At 72.7% G+C, this 19459-nt stretch carries 25 protein-coding genes and 1 riboswitch; of the genes, 17 read left to right on the top strand and 8 right to left on the bottom strand.

All coding sequences use genetic code 11. The annotated features are described in order from the left end of the window. Position 1: 1 nt before the first annotated feature. The 3 genes from DEI99_RS12330 (at position 2) to DEI99_RS12320 (ending at position 2019) form a co-directional block, all read left to right on the top strand. Positions 2-1141, top strand: a complete 1140-nt coding sequence (locus DEI99_RS12330) for a cysteine desulfurase family protein (protein WP_111042607.1) — start codon at positions 2-4, stop codon at positions 1139-1141. 79 nt (positions 1142-1220) lie between these two features. Continuing rightward, positions 1221-1508: a hypothetical protein gene (locus tag DEI99_RS12325; protein WP_111042606.1), complete on the top strand. Its 288-nt coding sequence runs from the start codon at positions 1221-1223 to the stop codon at positions 1506-1508. Positions 1509-1728: 220 nt separating this feature from the next. Further along, complete coding sequence (locus DEI99_RS12320; RefSeq protein WP_111042605.1) at positions 1729-2019, top strand: hypothetical protein; 291 nt, start codon at positions 1729-1731, stop codon at positions 2017-2019. 9 nt (positions 2020-2028) lie between these two features. On the opposite strand, the gene DEI99_RS12315 is transcribed toward DEI99_RS12320, so the two are convergent. Continuing rightward, the gene (locus tag DEI99_RS12315; protein WP_111042604.1) at positions 2029-2496 is read right to left on the bottom strand and encodes an MSMEG_6728 family protein; all 468 of its coding nucleotides are present in this window, start codon (positions 2494-2496) and stop codon (positions 2029-2031) included. Between the two features lie 88 nt (positions 2497-2584). Here DEI99_RS12315 and DEI99_RS12310 point away from each other — a divergent pair, with 88 nt between their 5' ends. Beyond that, positions 2585-3181, top strand: a complete 597-nt coding sequence (locus DEI99_RS12310) for an NAD(P)H-dependent oxidoreductase (RefSeq protein ID WP_071262024.1) — start codon at positions 2585-2587, stop codon at positions 3179-3181. Between the two features lie 484 nt (positions 3182-3665). Here the strand turns inward: DEI99_RS12310 and aroQ are convergent, their stop codons facing one another. Beyond that, positions 3666-4109, bottom strand: coding sequence for a type II 3-dehydroquinate dehydratase (gene aroQ / locus DEI99_RS12305; protein WP_111042602.1), 444 nt, complete (start codon positions 4107-4109; stop codon positions 3666-3668). A 139-nt stretch (positions 4110-4248) separates the two neighbouring features. Here aroQ and DEI99_RS12300 point away from each other — a divergent pair, with 139 nt between their 5' ends. Next, the gene (locus DEI99_RS12300; protein ID WP_111042601.1) at positions 4249-5919 is read left to right on the top strand and encodes a sodium:solute symporter family protein; all 1671 of its coding nucleotides are present in this window, start codon (positions 4249-4251) and stop codon (positions 5917-5919) included. 30 nt (positions 5920-5949) lie between these two features. After that, complete coding sequence (locus DEI99_RS12295; RefSeq protein WP_111042600.1) at positions 5950-6279, top strand: hypothetical protein; 330 nt, start codon at positions 5950-5952, stop codon at positions 6277-6279. A 196-nt stretch (positions 6280-6475) separates the two neighbouring features. On the opposite strand, the gene DEI99_RS12290 is transcribed toward DEI99_RS12295, so the two are convergent. Then, positions 6476-7006: a DUF3800 domain-containing protein gene (locus tag DEI99_RS12290; RefSeq protein ID WP_111042599.1), complete on the bottom strand. Its 531-nt coding sequence runs from the start codon at positions 7004-7006 to the stop codon at positions 6476-6478. A 105-nt stretch (positions 7007-7111) separates the two neighbouring features. Here DEI99_RS12290 and DEI99_RS12285 point away from each other — a divergent pair, with 105 nt between their 5' ends. The 3 genes from DEI99_RS12285 (at position 7112) to DEI99_RS12275 (ending at position 9143) form a co-directional block, all read left to right on the top strand. Then, entirely contained in the window at positions 7112-7519 is a 408-nt protein-coding gene (locus tag DEI99_RS12285) for a VOC family protein (protein ID WP_349774923.1), read from the top strand. Positions 7520-7562: 43 nt separating this feature from the next. Beyond that, positions 7563-8189 (top strand): DNA-3-methyladenine glycosylase I, encoded by a 627-nt coding sequence (locus DEI99_RS12280; RefSeq protein ID WP_111042597.1) that lies wholly within the window; start codon positions 7563-7565, stop codon positions 8187-8189. 150 nt (positions 8190-8339) lie between these two features. After that, positions 8340-9143 carry a DJ-1/PfpI family protein gene (locus tag DEI99_RS12275; protein ID WP_111042596.1) on the top strand — a complete coding sequence of 268 codons (804 nt, stop codon included), beginning with the start codon at positions 8340-8342 and terminating at the stop codon, positions 9141-9143. Here the strand turns inward: DEI99_RS12275 and DEI99_RS12270 are convergent. Both DEI99_RS12270 and DEI99_RS12265 read right to left on the bottom strand, forming a co-directional pair. Then, the gene (locus DEI99_RS12270; RefSeq protein WP_111042595.1) at positions 9140-9619 is read right to left on the bottom strand and encodes a GNAT family N-acetyltransferase; all 480 of its coding nucleotides are present in this window, start codon (positions 9617-9619) and stop codon (positions 9140-9142) included. The genes DEI99_RS12275 and DEI99_RS12270 overlap by 4 nt on opposite strands. Beyond that, complete coding sequence (locus tag DEI99_RS12265; RefSeq protein ID WP_181434502.1) at positions 9616-10401, bottom strand: LysR family transcriptional regulator substrate-binding protein; 786 nt, start codon at positions 10399-10401, stop codon at positions 9616-9618. Before DEI99_RS12265 ends, DEI99_RS12270 begins: the two co-directional genes overlap by 4 nt. A 33-nt stretch (positions 10402-10434) precedes the next feature. On the opposite strand from DEI99_RS12265, the gene DEI99_RS12260 reads away from it, so the two are divergent. Together DEI99_RS12260 and DEI99_RS12255 are read left to right on the top strand one after the other, a co-directional pair. Beyond that, positions 10435-10824, top strand: coding sequence for a DUF5997 family protein (locus tag DEI99_RS12260; RefSeq protein WP_111042593.1), 390 nt, complete (start codon positions 10435-10437; stop codon positions 10822-10824). Between the two features lie 43 nt (positions 10825-10867). Then, entirely contained in the window at positions 10868-11374 is a 507-nt protein-coding gene (locus tag DEI99_RS12255) for a hypothetical protein (RefSeq protein ID WP_111042592.1), read from the top strand. Positions 11375-11385: 11 nt separating this feature from the next. Here DEI99_RS12255 and DEI99_RS12250 read toward each other — a convergent pair whose 3' ends face one another. Next, entirely contained in the window at positions 11386-11823 is a 438-nt protein-coding gene (locus DEI99_RS12250) for a phage holin family protein (protein WP_111042591.1), read from the bottom strand. Between the two features lie 167 nt (positions 11824-11990). Between DEI99_RS12250 and DEI99_RS12245 the strand changes: the two genes are divergently transcribed. Beyond that, on the top strand, positions 11991-12518 hold the full coding sequence (locus DEI99_RS12245) for an Lrp/AsnC family transcriptional regulator (RefSeq protein ID WP_071261071.1): 528 nt from the start codon (positions 11991-11993) through the stop codon (positions 12516-12518). A gap of 34 nt (positions 12519-12552) precedes the next feature. Here DEI99_RS12245 and DEI99_RS12240 read toward each other — a convergent pair whose 3' ends face one another. After that, positions 12553-12984 carry a GNAT family N-acetyltransferase gene (locus tag DEI99_RS12240; RefSeq protein ID WP_111042590.1) on the bottom strand — a complete coding sequence of 144 codons (432 nt, stop codon included), beginning with the start codon at positions 12982-12984 and terminating at the stop codon, positions 12553-12555. Between the two features lie 111 nt (positions 12985-13095). Between DEI99_RS12240 and DEI99_RS12235 the strand changes: the two genes are divergently transcribed. The 5 genes from DEI99_RS12235 to ribH all read left to right on the top strand — a co-directional run bounded on the left by DEI99_RS12235 (position 13096) and on the right by ribH (position 19196). After that, positions 13096-14412 carry a hypothetical protein gene (locus DEI99_RS12235; protein ID WP_284180806.1) on the top strand — a complete coding sequence of 439 codons (1317 nt, stop codon included), beginning with the start codon at positions 13096-13098 and terminating at the stop codon, positions 14410-14412. An 84-nt stretch (positions 14413-14496) separates the two neighbouring features. Then, a complete protein-coding gene (locus DEI99_RS12230; protein WP_284180805.1) occupies positions 14497-16767 on the top strand; it encodes a beta strand repeat-containing protein in 2271 nt (756 codons plus the stop codon). 369 nt (positions 16768-17136) lie between these two features. Next, positions 17137-17271, top strand: a riboswitch (FMN riboswitch). 91 nt (positions 17272-17362) lie between these two features. Next, on the top strand, positions 17363-18004 hold the full coding sequence (locus tag DEI99_RS12225; protein WP_111041064.1) for a riboflavin synthase: 642 nt from the start codon (positions 17363-17365) through the stop codon (positions 18002-18004). After that, positions 18004-18720: a 3,4-dihydroxy-2-butanone-4-phosphate synthase gene (gene ribB, locus DEI99_RS12220; RefSeq protein ID WP_502867004.1), complete on the top strand. Its 717-nt coding sequence runs from the start codon at positions 18004-18006 to the stop codon at positions 18718-18720. Before DEI99_RS12225 ends, ribB begins: the two co-directional genes overlap by 1 nt. Further along, the gene (gene ribH / locus DEI99_RS12215; protein WP_111041063.1) at positions 18717-19196 is read left to right on the top strand and encodes a 6,7-dimethyl-8-ribityllumazine synthase; all 480 of its coding nucleotides are present in this window, start codon (positions 18717-18719) and stop codon (positions 19194-19196) included. Before ribB ends, ribH begins: the two co-directional genes overlap by 4 nt. A 92-nt stretch (positions 19197-19288) precedes the next feature. Here the strand turns inward: ribH and DEI99_RS12210 are convergent, their stop codons facing one another. Then, the gene (locus DEI99_RS12210) at positions 19289-19459 is read right to left on the bottom strand and encodes a hypothetical protein (protein ID WP_017888559.1); all 171 of its coding nucleotides are present in this window, start codon (positions 19457-19459) and stop codon (positions 19289-19291) included.

The raw sequence follows: 19459 nt of genomic DNA, 5'->3' as shown, positions 1-19459 counted from the left end.
CGTGTTCTACCTGGACCGCGCCGCGACCACACCGGTCCGCCGCGAGGTGCTCGAGGCGATGTGGCCCTGGCTGACCGGGGCGTTCGGCAACCCGTCCTCCACCCACGGCGTCGGGGACCAGGCCGCCCGGGGGCTCGCGGACGCCCGGGCGACGGTCGCCGGGGTGCTGGGCTGCCGACCGGCCGAGGTCGTCTTCACCACCGGCGGCACCGAGGGGGCGAACACCGCCGTCAAGGGGATCGCCCTCGCCGCACCCCGCGGCCGGCACGTCGTGACGAGCGCGATCGAGCACGAGGCCGTGCTGGAGAGCTGCGCCTACCTCGCGCGGTTCCACGGCTTCGCGGTCACGGTGCTGCCGGTCGGGTCGGACGGCCGGGTCGACCCGGAGGTCCTGCGCGCCGCGCTCCGGCCGGACACCACGCTCGTCTCGATCGCGCACGCCGACAACGAGATCGGCACCGTGCAGGACGTCCCGGCGCTCGCCGCGGTCGCCCACGGGGTCGGGGCGCGCTTCCACACCGACGCCGTGCAGTCCGCTCCGTGGCTGCCGGTCGGACCCGACGCGCTCGGGGTCGACGCGGTGTCGCTCTCCGGCCACAAGCTCGGCGCGCCGAAGGGCACCGGCGTGCTCGCCGTCCGGTCCGGCGTCCCGCTCGAACCGCTGCTGCACGGCGGGGGACAGGAACGCGGACGGCGGTCGGGCACCGAGGACGTCGCCGGTGCGGTGGCGGTGGCGACGGCGCTCCTGCTGGCGTCCTCCGCTGCCGGTGCTGCCTCCGCCGCGGCCACGAGCGTCCGCGACGCCGTGCTCGACGGCGTGCTCGCCGCGGTCCCCGGGGCCTTCGTCACCGGGTCGCGTACGCACCGGCTGCCGGGGCACGCGTCGTTCTGCTTCCCCGGCGTCAACGGCGAGACGGTCCTGCTCGAACTCGAGCAGCGCGACGTCGTGTCGTCGTCGGGGAGCGCCTGCGCGGCCGGGAGCACCGACGCCTCGCACGTGCTCACCGCCCTCGGCATCCCGGAGGACGTCGCCCGCACCGCCCTCCGGCTGACCTTCGACGAGACGCTCACGGCAGCCGACGTGCCGCTCGTCGTCGACGCGGTGGCCGATGCCGTGGCGACGGTCCGCAGCCTCGCCTGACGTGTACTAGACGTTCTACTCCATCTCTGGGTACGTGTCCCCCCTTCTGCGGACACGAGAAGTGCGTCAAGGTGGTCCCATGACGAACACGACGGCCACCGGCACCCGGCAGGAGGACCGCTTCCGCGCGGTGCAGCTCCTCCCCGCGCCGGCGACGGTCCTCGCGCTCGTCCTGGGCGCGCAGCACGACCTCGGCAGCGCGCCGCTCGGACTCATCGCCCTCGTCGGCGCCCTCGCCACCGCCGGGAGCGCCCTGCTCCCCACGGTGCGACCCGCCGTGGAGCGACGGGTCGGGTCCGCCACCCGACGGTCGATGCCCGCGCCGACCGAGACGGACCGGTACCGAGAGGACACCGGACACCCCTGAGGTCCACCACCACCCGGGCACCCGACCCGAGTGGTGGCCCAGACCGGACGTCGAACCCCTGATCGGCGCCCGGCGCGGGGCGCGACGTCCCCTGTCGTCGTGTCCCGCCGCACACCACGACCCGCCGTGGGTCACGACGTCCCACCCCCCGATCGGACGTCGGATCCCCTGCAGCCCACGGCGGGTCGGCGGTGTCGCCGATGCGCGCTAGCGTCGGCGCATGCCCTCGTACCGCGTGACCCTGGCCGTCGGAGCCCTGGCCCCCGGCACCGCTCCGGACGCGGTCCTGCCCGCCGCGGCTCGGCTCGTCGCCGAGCACACCGTCGTCGAGGCGCAGGACGTCCGTCTGCTGCGCGGGGTGCCGTGCGCCGTGGTGCGCTTCGAGGCACCGGACGACGTGACCGCCGCCGGGATCCGTGACGCCGCGGTGACGGGACTCCGCGACGTCGTCGAGGTCCGGTCCGACGTCGTCACCCGGCGCGACGGCGGGCGCTGGACGCCGGTCGCCTGAGCGGGTGCCTCAGCTCGGGCGGACGGCGGGCTCCGGGACCCCGGGCCAGAGGTACTCGAGGTCGTCGGGCACGTCGGGGAACAGCTCGCGGTAGTGCTCCGGCGCCTTCTGCACGAGCTTCGACCGGTGCGAGCGGTGCAGGGCCTCGTCGCGGTTCCACGGCGGGATCGGGACGTCGCCGTGCTCGTAGGTCTCCAGGTCCTCGGGGACCAGCGCGAGGTCGGCCAGGGTCTTCTCGAGGCAGGTGTCCGCGTGACCGCGTTCCAGCCAGACGCGGCACGTCGCCTCCTGGTAGGCCATGAGCGCCGGGCGGTACCCGCGCCACATCGCCGTGACCGGGTGGTGCTGCCAGCCGTAGTCGGGGAGCGTCAACGCCCGCATCACCTGCAGCGTCTCCACGCGCTGCTTGCCCAGCCGCTTGTCGTCGAGGGACTCGGCCGAGGCCCGGAAGTCGGCGTACGGCAGGAAGGTCTGCATCGCCAGGACGGTACCCGGCGACGCTGGCACCCGACACAAGTCGTCACAACCCGGACCCGGTGACCGACGACGTGTGAGCATCGGGTGCATGAGCGGAGAACTGGTGGTCGGCGTCAGCGGCAGCCCGTCGGACCCCTCGCGGACGTCCACCCTGGTCGGCGCGACGGTGGCGCGACTGGCCCAGGACATCGAGGGTGCCCGGACGGAGACGATCGAGATCGGCCCGTTGCTGGCCGACCTCGGAGCGGCGTCGTCCCGCGAGGCGATGTCCGACCGCACCCGCCGGGCGCTCGAGACCGTTGAGGCCGCGGACGTCCTCGTCGTCGGCAGCCCGGCCTTCCGGGCCGCGTACTCCGGTGCCTTCAAGCTCTTCTTCGACTGGATCGGCCAGTACGACCTCGTCGACACCCCGGTGCTCCTGACCGCCACCGGCGGCAGCGACCGGCACGCCCTGCTCGTCGAGCACCAGATGCGTCCGCTGTTCGGCTTCTTCCAGTCCACGACCCTGCCGCTCGGCGTGTTCGGCAACGAGCGCGACTTCACGAAGCGCGACGGCGGCTACGACATCGGCAGCATCGACCTCGAGCTCCGCATCGACCAGGCCGTCCGACGCGCCGTCCCCCTCATCCGCGGAGGCTTCGCCACCGCCGGGCTCACCGAGGTCCGCCGCCCCGCCGACTTCTGACGCCCCGGGTGCCGGGTGCCGGGTGCTGTTTCGCGCGTAGGAGGTCGTTCCGCGCGTGGTGAGTCCTTTCGCGCGTAGGGGGCCGGTTCTTCCGGCTCCCTACGCGCGGAAGTGCTTCCCATGTCGCGTGTGATGGGACGGAACGTGCGCGCGGTGGATGCGCGGGGTGCCGGACGGGAGGCCCGGGGCGGGCCGGCACCGTGCCTCCCGTCCGCCTCGTGGCCGGGAGTTCCGGGTGCTGTTCCGCGCGTGGTGAGTCTTTCCGCGCGTAGGGGGCTGGTTCTTCCGGCTCCCTACGCGCGGAAGTGCTTCCCATGTCGCGTGCGATGGGACGGAAGGTGCGCGCGGTGGACGCGAGGCGCGCCGGACGGGAGGCCCGGGGCGGGCTGGCACCGGGACTCCTGTCCGCCTCGTGGCCGAGAGCCGAGAGCCGAGAGCCGAGAGCCGAGAGCCGAGAGCCGGGAGCCGGACGCAGGCCCTGGCGTCAGCCGAGCAGCGACGCCAGGTGCGCGACCGCCAGGCGGTAGCCGTCGGCGCCCGCGCCCGCGATGACCGCCGTGGCGGCGGTCGCGACGTGGTCGACGTGGCGGAAGGGCTCGCGCTTCCACGTGTTGGACAGGTGTACCTCGACGACCGGGACCGCGAGTGCCTCGACGGCGTCGTGCAGCGCGACCGAGGTGTGCGCGTAGGCGGCGGGGTTGATGACGACCCCGACGAAGTCGTCGAGCGCCTCGTGCAGCCACTCGACGAGTTCGCCCTCGCGGTTGCTCTGCCGGAAGTCGGCCTCGAGCGAGTGGACGGCCGCCTCGGTGTGCACGATCGCCTCGATCTCGGCGAGCGTCACGGTGCCGTACTGCTCGGGGTCGCGCCGGCCGAGGATGTCCAGGTTGGGGCCGTTGAGGACGAGGATGCGCGACTGCTCGGTCATGTCGCGAGCCTACCGAGGGCGGGCAGCGCCGGACCCGACCGCTGCCGGGGCGGCGATGTGAACGGTCACAATTCGGTGTAACGTTCCCGTCCGGGTCGGCGGAGTTGTCGACTGCAACACACTGACGTGGAGATGTTGAATGGTTCTCGCTGCAGCGAACGAAGGGATCCGGCTCGACTTGGGCTGGGTCGACTACCTGATGATCATCGTGTACTTCGGGGTCGTCATCGGGATCGGGTTCACCGCCCGCAAACAGGTCCGGACGAGCATGGACTTCTTCCTGTCCGGCCGTTCGATGCCGGCGTGGATCACGGGCCTGGCGTTCGTGTCCGCGAACCTCGGCGCCACCGAGATCCTCGGCATGGCGGCCAACGGTGCCCAGATCGGCATGGCGACCCTGCACTACTACCTGGTCGGCGCCGTGCCCGCGATGGTGTTCCTCGGGCTCGTGATGATGCCCTTCTACTACGGCTCGAAGGTCCGCTCCGTGCCGGAGTTCATGCTCCGCCGCTTCGGCAAGGCCCCGCACCTGGTGAACTCGATCGCCTTCGCCGTGTCGAACGTGCTCATCGCGGGCATCAACCTCTACGCGATGGCCATCGTCATCGAGGCGATGCTCGGCTGGCCGGAGTGGCTCGCCATCGTCGTGTCCGCCGGCTTCGTGCTCGTCTACATCACCCTCGGCGGCCTCTCCAGCGCGATCTACAACGAGGTCATGCAGTTCTTCGTCATCATCGCGGGCCTCATCCCGCTGACGATCGTCGGTCTGCACCGCGTCGGCGGCTGGGACGGCCTGTCGAAGGCGATCACCGAGACGCAGGGCGTGCAGCACCTGCAGGCCTGGGCCGGCACCGGCTTCGGTGACGTCACGAACCCGATCGGCGCCAACTGGCTCGCGATCGTCCTCGGCCTGGGCTTCGTCCTCGGCTTCGGCTACTGGACGACCAACTTCACCGAGGTCCAGCGTGCGTTCTCGGCGAAGAACATGTCCGCCGCCCGTCGCACCCCGCTCATCGCTGCGATCCCGAAGCTCTTCATCCCGGCCATCGTCGTGATCCCCGGTCTCATCGCCGCAGCGGTCGTCGGCAACCAGTTCGCCGACGGCTCGCTCACCTACAACGACGCGATCCCGAAGCTCATCCAGATGTACCTGCCGACCGGCGTGCTCGGCGTCGCGGTCACCGGTCTGCTCGCGTCGTTCATGGCCGGCATGGCGGCGAACGTGTCGTCCTTCAACACGGTCTTCACGTACGACATCTGGCAGCGCTACATCAAGCCGAACATGCCCGACGTGCACTACCTCAAGACGGGCCGCTGGGTGACCGTCGTCGGCGTCCTGGTCGGCATCGCGACGGCGTTCATCGCCGCGCAGGCGTCGAACATCATGACGTACATGCAGACGCTGTTCTCGTTCTTCAACGCCCCGCTGTTCGCCGTGTTCATCCTCGGCCTGCTCTGGAAGCGCATGACGACGCAGGGCGCGCTCTGGGGCTACGTCCTCGGCATCGTCACCCCGACGATCACCTGGATCGCGTACCTCCTGAACCCGGACCTGTTCGCCACCGCGACCGCCGAGACCCTCTACGGCGCGATCATCTCGTTCGTCACCGTGCTCGTCGTCGGCTTCGTCGTCTCGATGCTCACCAAGCCGAAGGACGAGAAGGAGCTCAGCGGCCTGGTCTACGGCATCGGCAAGATCGACCTGCACGGCGACTCCGTGGCGACCGACACCGCCTGGTACCGCTCGCCCGCGCTGCTCGGCACGGTCGCGCTGGTGCTCTGCGTCGTCCTGTACCTCCCGTTCCTCTAGGCCCGCGAACACCCGCGAAGGAGATCCCCCATGAGCGACACCACCACCGCCATGACCGAGGAGCAGAAGGCCGCCCTCGTCCGTTCCACCCGCCGACTCGACCTGCGCCGCATCCTCGGCGGCCTGTTCGTCCTGTACGGCGTCATCGTGACCATCGTCGGCATCGTCCACTGGGACAGCGACCCGGAGAAGACCGGCGGCATCCACATCAACCTGTGGGTCGGGCTGTCGATGCTCGTCGGCGGGCTGCTGTTCTTCCTCTGGGACCGGCTGAACCCCGTCCCGGCGGAGGACATCATCGGCCAGGCCGAGGCCGAAAGCCAGCAGAAGGCGGCCGGCGAAGGCCGAGAGCTCGCCTGAGCAGACGGTCCCGACCGTCGGACGGGAGGCGCGGTGCCGGTCGGCGCCGTGCCTCCCGTCCGTCTCGGGGCTGGTTGACGACGCCCGCGGGGCGTCCTAGTATTGATATGTCGACCGCGTGCTGCTCGGTCGGAAGCGAGCCCCGGAGCATCCTGCAGCCAGCGCGGGACCGGGGTCTTGCGCTGTCCGGCCAAGTTCACGGCACACGGACGACCGATCCGTCGAACTCGTGGTCGAGCGCGGCGACGTGTGCGCCGCACGGCAGGTCGGCCAGCGCGACAAGCGGCTCGTCGTCCGGGCGCACGTGCTCGTGTCGGATCGAGCGCCCGACCCCTCGGCGTCGGAGCGCATCGAACATCGATCGGTCGGCGTCGTCGTGGGCCCGTCCGCGGGACTCGATCACGATCTCTCCGACTCCGCGTTGCTCGAGTTCCCACACCAGTCGTTCGAGACAGTGGCGTCGCCGGCGTTCGACGCGCGCGGCTGCCCCGTCGTAGCGGACGACGACGACCGCGAGCGCGCGACGCAGGAGTCCGAGCCACGAGATCCGCTGCGCGTGCAGCGCTTCGTACCAGTGCAGCTTCCGCATCCGACGGGGCGTCGCGGCTCGGATCTCGGCGCGGACGTCGTCGCGCTCCTGGTCGTGCACGACCACCGCCGCCATCACGTACACGGTGCGGTCGCGACCTCCGCCGGGTTCGGACTCGCCGACGTACGCCGTCTGCATCGAGCTAGTATATTAGGTTCCGGTTGCTTCGCCCGTGAAACGGTTGCGCGCCTGCCCCTCGCCGCGTCAAGTTGAGCACGAGGAAAGGACGACCCCGTGGACACGATGGTCTTCATCAACCTGCCCGTCGCCGACCTGGAGCGCGCGAAGGCGTTCCACGAAGCGCTCGGCTACTCGATCAACCCGGCGTTCAGCGACGACACGGCGGCGTGCGTCGTGGTGAGCGACACGATCTTCGTCATGATCCTGACGGCGGCGAAGTTCACCCAGTTCACCGACAAGGCCATCGCCGACGTCGACACGATCGAGGTGATCACCTCGCTGAGTGCGGCCTCGAAGGACGAGGTCCACCGCATCGTCGACGCGGCGGTCGCCGCCGGCGGCACCGAGGACCGTCCGGGGATGGACCTCGGCTTCATGTACCAGCGGAGCTTCACGGATCCGGACGGGCACCGCTGGGAGTACGTCTGGATGGACCCGCAGGCCGTGCAGGACGGACGGCCGGCGCAGTGACCGCGAGGCCGGCGGTGTCGGCCGACCACGCCAGGATGGGTGCATGACCACCGAGCCCCTGCCCGACCGTGCAGCGTCGACCCCGGACCTCGTCGTCGGGGACGACGGTCTCGCCCGTCCGGTGTGGGCGTCGTCGGACGCCGTGCTCCGTGACTACTACGACACCGAGTGGGGGATGCCGGTCCGCGACGAGCGCGGGGTGTTCGAGCGGCTCTCGCTCGAGGCGTTCCAGTCCGGTCTGTCGTGGCGCACGATCCTCGTGAAGCGGCCTGCGTTCCGTGCGGCGTTCGCCGACTTCGACCCGGACACCGTGGCGGGCTTCGGCGAGGACGACGTCGCACGGCTGACGGCCGACGCCGGCATCGTGCGGAACCGGGCGAAGATCGCCGCGACGATCACGAACGCGAACGCGACGGTCGCCCTGCGCGCGGACGGCGGGCTGTCCGACCTCGTGTGGTCCTTCCGGCCGGCCGCCACCCCCGCGCCCGTCACCGCAGCCGAGGTGCCGACGACGTCGGACGAGTCCGTCGCGCTGTCGAAGGCGCTCCGGAAGCGCGGCTTCGCGTTCGTCGGACCGACCACGATGCACGCCCTGATGGAGGCCCTCGGCATCGTCGACACACACCTCGTCGGCAGCCACCGGCGCGGGACCTCCGGGGTCTGGCGCTGAGCAGCACCGAGCAGCACCGAGCAGCCCGAGCAGCCCCGAGCAGCCCCGAGCAACGCCGAGCAGCGCCGAGCGGCAAGCTGAACAGCGCCGAGCAGCCCCGTGCGGGTGACCGCAGCACCACGAGGACGACGGCGGGGCTAGGGTCGCGGCATGAGCACCGAGAACCCGCGCGTGCGGCCCGTCCACCCCGTCCTCGCGGACACCGTGGCGGTCCCGCTCGACGCCGAGGTCCCGACGCCCGATCCGGCGGCCGACGGCACCGTCCCGGCGCACGGTCCGGACGAGGTGCGCATCGCCTTCCTGCTCTTCCCGCACCTGACGCAGCTCGACCTGACCGGTCCGGCCCAGGTGCTGTCCCGCGTGCCCGGTGCGCGCGTCGAGTACGTCGCCGCGACGCTCGACCCGGTCCCGAGCGACTGCGGGCTGTCCCTCGTGCCGACCACGACGTTCGCCGAGGCGGCGTCGGCGGACGTGCTCGTCGTGCCGGGCGGCGAGGGCGCCTTCGACGCGATGGCCGACCCGCGCGTGATCGGCTTCGTCCGGGGCGAGGCCGAGCGCGCCACCTGGGTGACCTCGGTCTGCACGGGGGCGTTCGTGCTCGGTGCCGCCGGGCTGCTCGCCGGCAAGCGGGCGACGACGCACTGGGCGTCGAGGCCGATGCTCGAGGCCTTCGGTGCGCAGCCGGTCGACGACCGCGTGGTCGACGACGGTTCGGTCGTCACGGCGGCCGGGGTGAGCGCCGGCATCGACATGGCGCTGTGGCTCGCGGCGGAACTCGCGGGGCGTGCGGCGGCAGAGGCGATCCAGCTGCAGCTCGAGTACGACCCGCAGCCACCGTTCGACGCGGGTTCGGCCGCGCGTGCGGACGCCGTCGTGGTCGCCCGGGCCCGGGCTGCCGCCGAGGACGCACGCGGCGAACGCGTGGACCGGGCCGCCGCGGCGGTCCTGCGCTAGTCGTCGTCTCCCAGGGGGCGGCGCATCTGCGCCGACGTCACCTGGTAGCCGAGCGCCGCGTAGAGCTCCTGCGCTCCGGTGTTGTAGCCGAACACGTTGAGGCCGATGCTCGTCGCGCCGTGTTCCGCGGCAGCCCGGTGTCCGAGCTCGAGTGCGCGGCGGGCATGGCCGAGGCGCCGGTGCGTCGCGACGATCTCGACGTCGAACACCCACCAGTCCGGGCTGCCCGGTGCGAACGGCCCGATCCAGAGGTGCCCGACGACGGTGCCGTCCTGGTCGGTGACGTCCCACACCAGGTGTCCGTCGGCGGGGGAGCCGCCCGGGAACCAGCGGTCGCGCGACTGCTGCTCGTTCGCCTCGGCCTGCTCGCGGGTCTCGCCCGCCTGCATCCGGGACGCGACGTACTCGGCCATGGTGCGGTCGAGCCAGGCCGGGAGGCGCGTGGCCGGCATCGCGACCAGCCGCGTGTCCGTCACCGGTTGCCCTTCGACCCCCGGCTCGGCTTGCCGCGCATGCGCCCCCGGCCGGGGACCGGCCCCTTGCCCGTGTTCGAGCCCTTGCCACTGCCCGACTTGCCGCCGCCGGGCGACTTCGCCTTGGCCTTGCCGCCGGCACCTGCGCCGGCGTTGCCGCCGGCACCCTTGCCCGAGCCGGTCTTCGCCTTGCGTGCCGAGGCCGAGCCCGAACCAGGGCCTCCGGCGTCCGTCGAGGCATCCGCTGCCCGTCGTGAGCTGTTCGCGGTCCGGCCGCGCACGACGCCGATGAAGTCCTCGGTCACCTCGGTGGAGTCCTGGTCGCGCCAGACCAGGGCGATCCGGGTGCCGGGCGCGTCGGTCAGGGGTCGTGCGACGAGGTCCTTGCGGCTCGCAGCCCGGAACAGCGACTGCGGGAGCACCGCCACGCCGACGTTCGCCTCGACCAGGTCGAGTGCGCCGTCGACGTCGGCGGGCACCGGGCCCGCGTCGACGACGTGCACCTCGGTCGCGCCGAGGTCGACCTCGTCGAGTTCCGCCAGGGGGGAGTCCTTCGGCATCGCGACGACGGCCGTCTCGGTCCAGAGCGGGATCGCGTTGTGCTGGCGGGAGACGGGCATGCGGGCGAAGGCCATGTCGGCCTCGCCGGCCAGGGCGTCGTCCACGTCGCCGGCACCGATCGGGCGCAGCACGAGGCCGATCGTCGGGAATCGTTCGCGCCAGACGCGAGCCCACTTGGCGGGGGAGACCCCCGGCACGAAGGCGATGGTGAGTGCCGCGGTCATGCAGACGAGCATAGGGGCCGTACCCTTGACCCCATGGCGCAGGAACAGACCATGAAGCCCGAGACGGCTGCGAAGAAGCTCGGCATCTTGCTGGCGGCCGCTCCGGAGTCCTTCCGGGACGCTCCCGTCACGCGGACCGCCTTCGACGAGCTCCGGAACGAACCCCCGACGTGGCTCGAGGACCTCCGACGCGACGGTCCGCACCCGCGACCGGTCGTGGCGCAGAAGCTGGGGGTGTCCATCTCCGGGCTCACCCGTGCCGGCGTCGAGGACCCGCTGACCACCGCGGAGATCAAGACGCTGCTCGAGCAGAAGCCCGAGTGGCTCGTCCGCGAGCGAGCGACGCAGGCCGCGGTGCACGCCGAGAACGCCCGGGTGAAGCAGGAGCGCGCCGCGAAGGCCGCCGCCCGCGACGAGGACTGACCCCACCCCGACCCCGCACCACCCACCGGGACGAGACACGGACGTGCACGAGACCGTCGCCGACGCCATGCTCGTCGTGCCGCAGTTCGCGTCGGTGTGCTGCATCGTCGGCGACCGGTACCGTCCGCGCCCGGCCGTCGTCGTGCCGGCGGCGGTGATGCTCGTCGCGATGCTCATGCCCGTCGTGCACGCCGGCGCCGCCTGGACCCTGCTCGCAGCGACGCTGCTGCTGGTGCTCGCACCGCTGCCCGTGATGCGTCGCCGCCGTGCCGACGGTCGTCGGGCGGAGCCGATGGACGTGCACCGGGCGCTGTCGTCCGTCGTGATGGCCGGGATGCTGCTGATGGGACACGCGGTCGGTGTCACCGGTGACCACGGCGGGCACGCCGTCGTCCTGTCCGCGGTGCTCGGCGCCGGTGTGGTCGGCTACTGCGCCTTCAGCGGCTGGCTGCTCCGGTACGAGTGGGGCCGTGCGGACCGGCGCTCCGTCCGCAGCGGCGAGGTCTTCGCCATGACGGTCGCCGTGGTGGGCATGACGCTCGCGATGTAGCGCCGGACGGCTCAGTCGCGTCGGGCCGGAGCGTCGGCTGCGTGCGTCACCCGGTCCTTCGCGGCCCGGACCGTGTCCGCCGGCACCGGCGGCACACCTCGTCGGATGCCCCGGACGCCGATCGCGAACAGCACGGCGGTGACCAGCGCGAACAGGACGAACGTGACGGCGGTCGCCGCCCAGACCGGCAGCGCCAGTGCCAGGAGCGCGACCACGAGGCCCGCCAGCAGCACGAGCGTCGTCAGGGCGGAACCCACGGCGATCCCGGTCAGCACGAGCCCGGTCCTCGCCCCGTCGATGCGCTCGCCGATCTCCCGCCGAGCCGAGGCCACCTCGTCGCGCACCGCCCGCAGGACCGGTTCCAGTGCCTTCTGCACCAGGCCCGCGGTGACGGTGTCACGCAGCGACGGCTTGGCGGTCGGGGTGTCGTCGTGGTCGGTGGTGCTCACGGGGTCTCCTGTCCGGGTGCGGTCGGCCGCGTCCGGTCCTGTGACGCAGCAGGACCCAGGATGGTCACGTTCCCGAGCAGGTGCTCGGTGTCCTCCCAGCTCGGCGGCCCCCGGACGTGGCGGTCGGTCCCGTCGCCCGTGCCGCGTCGGCGCGGTAGCGTCGGGGCGTGTCCGATCGCGCTGCCCGTCGCCCCGAGCCCGCTCCGCGCCTCGACGAGGTCGACGAACGCATCCTCTGGACGCTCGCGGCCGACGCCCGGATCCCGAACAACCGACTGGCCGCTGCGGTCGGCATCGCACCGTCGACGTGCCTGGCCCGTGTCCGGGCGCTCGAGGACGCCGGGGTGATCCGGGGGTACCGCGCCGACGTCGACGTCGCCCGGCTCGGGTTCTCGATCGAGGCGATGGTGTCCGTGCGAGTGCACGCCGCCGCCCGCCGCGAACTCCGCGACTTCGCGAAGCGGCTGCTCCGGGTGCCCGTCGTGCAGGACGTGTCGTTCCTGGCCGGCGACAAGGACTTCCTCGTGCACATCGCCTGCGAGTCGACGGAACAGCTCCGGGACTTCGTCGCCGACGAGCTCAGCGGCGACCCGTCGGTGGCGACGACGCAGACGAACATCGTGTTCGAGCGGCTCGTCGCCGACCGCTCCGGGCAGGGGCGCTCGTTCGACGAGCTCCGACGCTGGCGCGCATGAGGCGACCGCTGCGCCCGTGCCGGTCGGTCCGGCGTCAGCGCGTCCGGGTCATCGGGACGTGGGGGATGCGGTCCTCCAGGTACTCGTCGCCCGAGCGCACGAAGCCGAACCGGGCGTACCACTGCTCGAGGTGTGCCTGTGCGCCGAGCACGATGACGGGGGAGCGGGACTCGGCGATCGCCGCCTCGATGAGCTGCCCGGCGAGGCCCTGGCCGCGGGCGTGCTTCGCCGTCGCGACGCGTCCGATCCGCTCGGTGCCGTCGGGCTCGCGCAGCAGGCGGAGCGTGGCGTCGACCGAGCCCTGACCGGCCCAGAACTGCACCGTGCCGGGTTCCAGGTCGCGGCCGTCGACGTCGGCGTAGGCGCACTCCTGTTCGACGACGAAGACGTCCTGCCGCAGCCGGAGGACCTCGTGGAGCGTGACGACGTCCATGTTGCGGGTCGGGGCGTTGAAGATCGAGACCACGGTCGGCCTTTCCTGAAGATTTCTTGCGAAACGGGTTCCGTCTCGACGCAGAGCGGCGTACATTGCCGGTCAACCACTCTACGTGCGCAGCCGAGATCAGGAGGTGAGCGCATGGACACGACGCTTCGTGCACCCTGGCTCGCCGCCGTCCGGATCGCCCTCGTGGGCGTCGGGACACTGGCCGCGCTCGTGCTGCTCTCCCTGCTGTTCGGGGCGCGCCCCGCGGCAGCGGCCGAGTCCGCGCCGGCGACGACGAGCACCCACCAGGGCGTCCTCGGCCACGTGACCGAGGGGCTCGGTTCGGCCGTCGACGACGTCACGAACGGCGTCGGCAGGGCAGTGGGCGGCGTCGTGGAGCCGGTCACGAAGGCCGTCGTTCCGGCACCTCCGGCCCCCGCGGAGCCCGCACCCGTGGCCACGAAGCCCGCGCCGGCCGCCACGAAGCCGACGCCCGCCGCACCCGCATCCGCACCCGCGCCCGCGCCCGTCGCCCCGAAGCCCGCCCCCGCCGCGCCGTCGAGCCCCGCTCCGGCACCGGCACCCCACCACCAGGCTGCGACACCGTCGTACGCCACCCCTGCCGCCCCTGCGGCCCGGCCGACCACGCGCCTGACGCAGGGTGTCGTCGACACGGTGGGTCGTGCCTCCCGGCCGGTCACCGACACCGTCGCCGGCGCGCTCCGTCCCGTCACCGACACCGTGCAGGCCGTCACCGACGGCCGCCCGGTGACCGCCGTGGTGGGCACCGTCGACGACATCGTCGGCAACGACGTGGTCGGGACCGTCACCGCACCGGTGACGGACCTCGTGGACGACACCCTGGCGGGCGTCGGGACGGTCGTCGGATCGGTCCCCGACACGGTGACCGGCGTCGTCCCGTCCGTCGGCGAGACCCTGCCAGGAGGCTCGGATCCCGTCCTCGGCGCACCGTCGCCCGTGCCCGGTGGCACGACCGTCCCGGTGCTCGGCTCCGACGTGCCGGCTGCGGCCCCGACTGCCCCGGCCGTCGTCTCGACGACCGGTCCGGATGCCGCCGCCGCGCCTGCTGCGCGGGCGACGCGCGAGCAGCAGCCGGCACGAACGGCGGGTGCCGACGGGCGGATCCCCGACCCGGGCGTCACGCCGACGATGGTCGTCTCCAGCGCGACGGTGACCCCCGGCGCGACGGCGGACGTCGCGGACGCGACGGTCGGCGGCACGGCACTCCGGGTGCCCGCCGACGGGGACGGCCACGGCGGCCCGTCCGACGCGCCCGTCGCGGGTGTCCTCGGTGGCAACGCCTCCTCGACCACCGGCGGCGCGACCGCCGTCGGCACCGTCGGTTCGACCGACGACTCGTTCTCCCTCGCCGCGGGGTCTCGCGGCACGCTCTCCGACGATGTGGTCCCCGCATCGGTCGTCGGCGAGCACGACGTCGCCCCTGACTGAGATCGGCGCACCTGTCCACCACGGCAGGCACGCACACCCGACCGCGACCGCGGTCGGACGACATCTCGATCAGGGAGTACGACCATGAACAAGTACGTCTCGCGAGGGCTCTGGTTCGCCCTCTGCGTCGGCGGCCTCACGCTCGGAGGAGCGGCTGCGGCGAACGCGGCCACGACCTCCGGAGCCGACGGCACCGTCTCGGGCACCCAGGTGGTCCCGTCCGTGGACGCCCCGGTGTCCCTCACCGGCAACGCACTCGGGGTGCTCGGCGACGCGGTGTCGTCGGCGACCGCGACCCCGGCCGCTGCCTCGCCGTCCCCCTCGAGCGCGGCGGTGCCGTCCACGGCTCCGACGACCTCGGGTGCGAACGGCACGGCCTCCGGCACGCAGGTCGTGCCGCAGGTGACCGCCCCGGTGCACGTCGGCGGCAACGCCGTCGCGGTCGGTGGCGACGCCGCCTCCACCGCAGCACCCGCCGCTGCACCGGCTCCCGCAGCACCGAGCACGGCAGCACCGAGCTCGGCACCGGCGACGTCCGGTGCCGACGGCACGGCCTCCGGCACGCAGGTGGCCGGTGACGTGACCGCTCCGGTCACCGCCACCGGCAACGCCGTGGCCGTCGGCGGCGACGCTGCGTCGACGTCGGCCCCCGCCGGCACGTCGTCGTCCGCTCCGTCCTCGGCGGCGCCGTCCTCGGCGGCAGCGTCTTCGGCGGCGCCGAGCACGTCGGGGTCGGACGGCACGGCCTCGGGGACGCAGGTGTCCCCGGTCGTCAGCGCCCCGGTCACGGTCTCGGGCAACGGAGTCGGCGTCCTCGGCGACGGGACGAGCACCGACTCGGCGCGGCCCACCGGCTCCTCGTCCTCGACCGGCACTCCCGCGTCGGCCAGCACCTCGGGTCAGGACGGACTGCTCTCGGGCACCCAGGTGCTCGGTGCGGTCTCGGTCCCGGTGACGGTCGGTGGGAACGGCATCGGTCTGATCGGTGACGGAACGAGCACGGGTACGGGTACGGGCACGTCGGGTTCGACGGGTTCCGCGCCGGTCGTGGGTGGTTCGACCTCCGGGTCGGACGGCACGGCTTCGGGGACGCAGGTCACTCCGGTGGTCTCGGTTCCGGTGACGGTCGGTGGGAACGGCATCGGTCTGATCGGTGACGGAACGAGCACGGGTACGGGTACGGGCACGTCGGGTTCGACGGGTTCCGCGCCGGTCGTGGATGGTTCGACCTCCGGGTCGGACGGCACGGCTTCGGGGACGCAGGTCACTCCGGTGGTCTCGGTCCCGGTGACGGTCGGTGGGAACGGCATCGGTCTGATCGGTGACGGAACGAGCACCGGCACGGGTACGGACACGTCGGGTTCGACGGGTTCGACGGGTTCCGCGCCGGTCGTGGGTGGTTCGACCTCTGGTTCGGACGGCACGGGTTCGGGGACGCAGGTCGCTCCGGTGGTCTCGGTCCCGGTGACGGTCGGTGGGAACGGCATCGGTCTGATCGGTGACGGAACGAGCACTGGCACGGGTACCGGTTCGTCGACCTCGACCGGTTCGACGCCGGTGGTGGGTGGTTCGACCTCCGGGTCGGACGGCACGGCTTCGGGGACGCAGGTCACTCCGGTTGTCTCGGTTCCGGTGACGGTCGGTGGGAACGGCATCGGCGTCGTCGGTGACGGCACCAGCACGGGTACCGGTTCGTCGACCTCGACCGGTTCGACGCCGGTCGTGGGCGGTTCGACCTCTGGGTCGGACGGTACGGGTTCCGGGACGCAGGTCAGCCCGGTGATCGACCTGCCCATCACCATCGGTGGGAACGGCATCGGCATCGTCGGTGACGGCACCAGCACCGGGACCGCTCCTGGTACCGGGACCGGCACGACCCCGGGTGACGGTGGAAATCCCGGTGACGGCACCACCCCTGGTGACGGCACCACCCCTGGTGACGGCACCGCTCCTGGTGACGGCACCGCTCCTGGTGACGGCACCGCTCCTGGTGACGGCACCGCTCCTGGTGACGGCACCACCCCTGGTGACGGCACCACCCCTGGTGACGGCACGAACCCCGGTGACGGCACCACGCCCGGAACCGTGACCAACCCCGGGACGTCCACGGGCACGACCGACGTGCCCCGGGCCTCCACTCCGGCCGTGGTGACCACCTCGGTCGTCCGCACCACCGGAGCGACCGTCGGCGGGACGACCACCGTGGCGGCGGGGGACGCGACGACGGCAGGCGAGGGTGCCGGCCAGCAGCAGCTGGCCTACACCGGAGCGTCCTCGCCGGTGCTGCCCCTCGGGTTCGCGCTCCTGCTGCTCCTCGCCGGTGCGGGCACGCTCGTGCTCCGTCGTCGGCACTGACCGTCGGGTCGACGAGGGGCGTCGCGCAGCAGCGGCGCCCCTCGCCGGCGTGTCCGGGACGGGGGTGTGCGTGCGCATCCACCGACGACCCACCGGTCGATCGACGCGTGCGCTGTCGGAAGGTGTCGACGCATCGGATGCGCGTGCACCTTCCGACAGGACACGTGTCGATCGTCGCGTGGTCGTGGTCCGTCGCAAGACCGCCCGACCGCCCGACCGCCCGACCGCCGGCTAGCCCAACCGCCCGACCGCCCGACGCCCGACCGCCGGCTAGCCCAACCGCCCGCCGCCAGCCCGCCCCCGCCCCGCAGCCCCGCCCCGTCACACCCGCACGCACCCAGGACCGGGTGGGGTATCGTTCGGACTACGCAAGCGCTCCGGGGTCGGTGTAATTCCGAACCGGTGGTGACAGTCCACGAACTGATGACGGGTGCGAACCCGACTGAGGTTGACCCGGTGGAAATCCGGGACCGACGGTGAGAGTCCGGATGGGAGGCGCGCTGACGGACAGGACGTCCCACGACCCGTGGTGGCGTGTGGTCCGTCGATGCCGACGATCGTCGAACGCCCCCGGAGTCCCGTTGAGAGGACACCAGTGTTCACCGGCATCATCGAGGAACTCGGCACCGTCACCGCCGTCGAGCAGCAGGGCGACTCCGTCGCGCTCACCGTGCACGGCCCCGTCGTCGTGCAGGACGCCCGCCACGGCGACTCGATCGCGACCAGTGGCGTCTGCCTGACCGTCGTCGAGCAGACCCCCGAGACCTTCACCGCCTTCGTCATGAAGCAGACCCTCGACATGAGCGCCCACGGTGCGCTCCGCGTGGGGGACCGCCTGAACCTCGAGCGTGCCGCGTCGGTCGGCGACCGGCTCGGCGGCCACATCGTGCAGGGCCACATCGACGGCACGGCGACCGTGCTCGAGACGGCCGACGGCGACGGCTGGCGCCGCGTGCGCTTCTCGCTCAGCCCGGCGCTCAGCCCGCTGATCGTCGACAAGGGGTCGGTCGCCCTCGACGGCGTCTCGCTCACGGTCAGCGCGGTCTCGCCGGAGGACACCGCCCCCGACGCCGCCTGGTTCGAGGTCAGCCTGATCCCCGAGACGCTCGAGGCGACGACCCTCGGCCTCCGCGTCCCCGGCGACCGGGTCAACGTGGAGACGGACGTCCTGGCCCGTCACGTCCGGCGGATGCTGCGGCTCGACGCCGCCACGGTGTCCGCACAGGAGGCCCGGTGATGGCCACGGAGACCGGCCAGCGCCCCGGGGCGCCCGACTCCACAGCCGCGGCCGCTGCCGCAGGGCTGGCGAGCGTCCCCGAGGCGGTCGCCGCCGTCGCCGCCGGGCGCCCGGTGATCGTCGTCGACGACGAGGACCGCGAGAACGAGGGCGACGTCATCCTGTCGGCCGAGCTCGCGACCCCCGAGTGGATCGCCTGGACCGTCGCACACTCGTCGGGCTTCATCTGCGCGCCGGTGAGCACCGAGATCGCCGACGCCCTCGACCTGCCGCCGATGGTGCAGCACAACGAGGACGTCCGCGGCACCGCCTACACGGTGACGGTCGACGCCGCCGTCGGTGTGACGACGGGCATCAGCGCCCACGACCGGGCGCGCACGCTGCGGGTCCTCGCCGACCCGGCGTCGGTGCGCGACGACCTGCACCGCCCCGGACACGTGGTGCCCCTGCGCGCGCGCCCGGGCGGGGTCCGTGAACGCGCGGGCCACACCGAAGCAGCGATCGAGCTCGTCACCGCGGCCGGGCTCCGGCCCGCCGCGGCGATCTGCGAGATCGTCGACGAGGACGGCGGCATGATGCGCCTGCCGGCGCTCGTCGCACTCGGGGCACGCGAGGGCGTGCCCGTCATCACCATCGCCGCGCTCGCCGAGTGGCTGGACGCGGCAGACCGGGCGGCGGCATCCGGTGCCGCGCCCACGGAAGGAACGACACGATGAGCGGAGCAGGCGCGGCAGACCGCGACCAGGTCGACGGCAGCGGCATCCGGGTGGCGATCATCGCCGGGCAGTGGCACGACGAGATCGCGGCGGGGCTCCTCGCCGGGGCCCAGCGCGAGGTCGAGCGCCTCGGCGCCACGGCCGACGTCATCCCGGTCCCGGGGAGCTTCGAGCTGCCCGTGGTCGCGAAGACCGCGCTCGAGGCCGGGTTCGACGCCGCGGTCGCCCTCGGGGTGATCATCCGCGGCGGCACCCCGCACTTCGAGTACGTCTCCGACGCGGCGACGAGCGGGCTCACCCGGGTCGCGATCGACACCGGCAAGCCGGTCGGCTTCGGCGTGCTGACGCTCGACGACGAGCAGCAGGGCCTCGACCGGGCCGGGCTGCCCGACTCGAAGGAGGACAAGGGTGCCGAGGCCGCGCACGCCGCGATCAGCACGGCCGTCACCCTCCGGACCCTGCGCGTCCTGGCGTAGTCCGGCGCGACGCCGCGCACCGACCGCGCGACCACGCAGAACGGCCCCGCACCTCTCGACGAGGTGCGGGGCCGTTCGGGCGTGCGGTCTGGCTACCGCTTGCCGAACACGTGGATCGGCAGGAAGAACGACAGGCTCATCAGGAGCACGCCGGCCATGAAGACGAAGGCCTGGCCGGACTCGACCTGGAAGGCGAACCCGAACAGGTACATCGACACCAGCAGCAGCAGGATCGAGAAAACAGCGGCGATGACGCGGCCCAC

Source organism: Curtobacterium sp. MCLR17_036, from assembly GCF_003234445.2.
Classification (GTDB): Bacteria; Actinomycetota; Actinomycetes; order Actinomycetales; family Microbacteriaceae; genus Curtobacterium.
The sequence above is the reverse complement of the archived record's forward strand: the minus strand, read 5'-3'. Positions and strand labels throughout refer to the sequence as shown.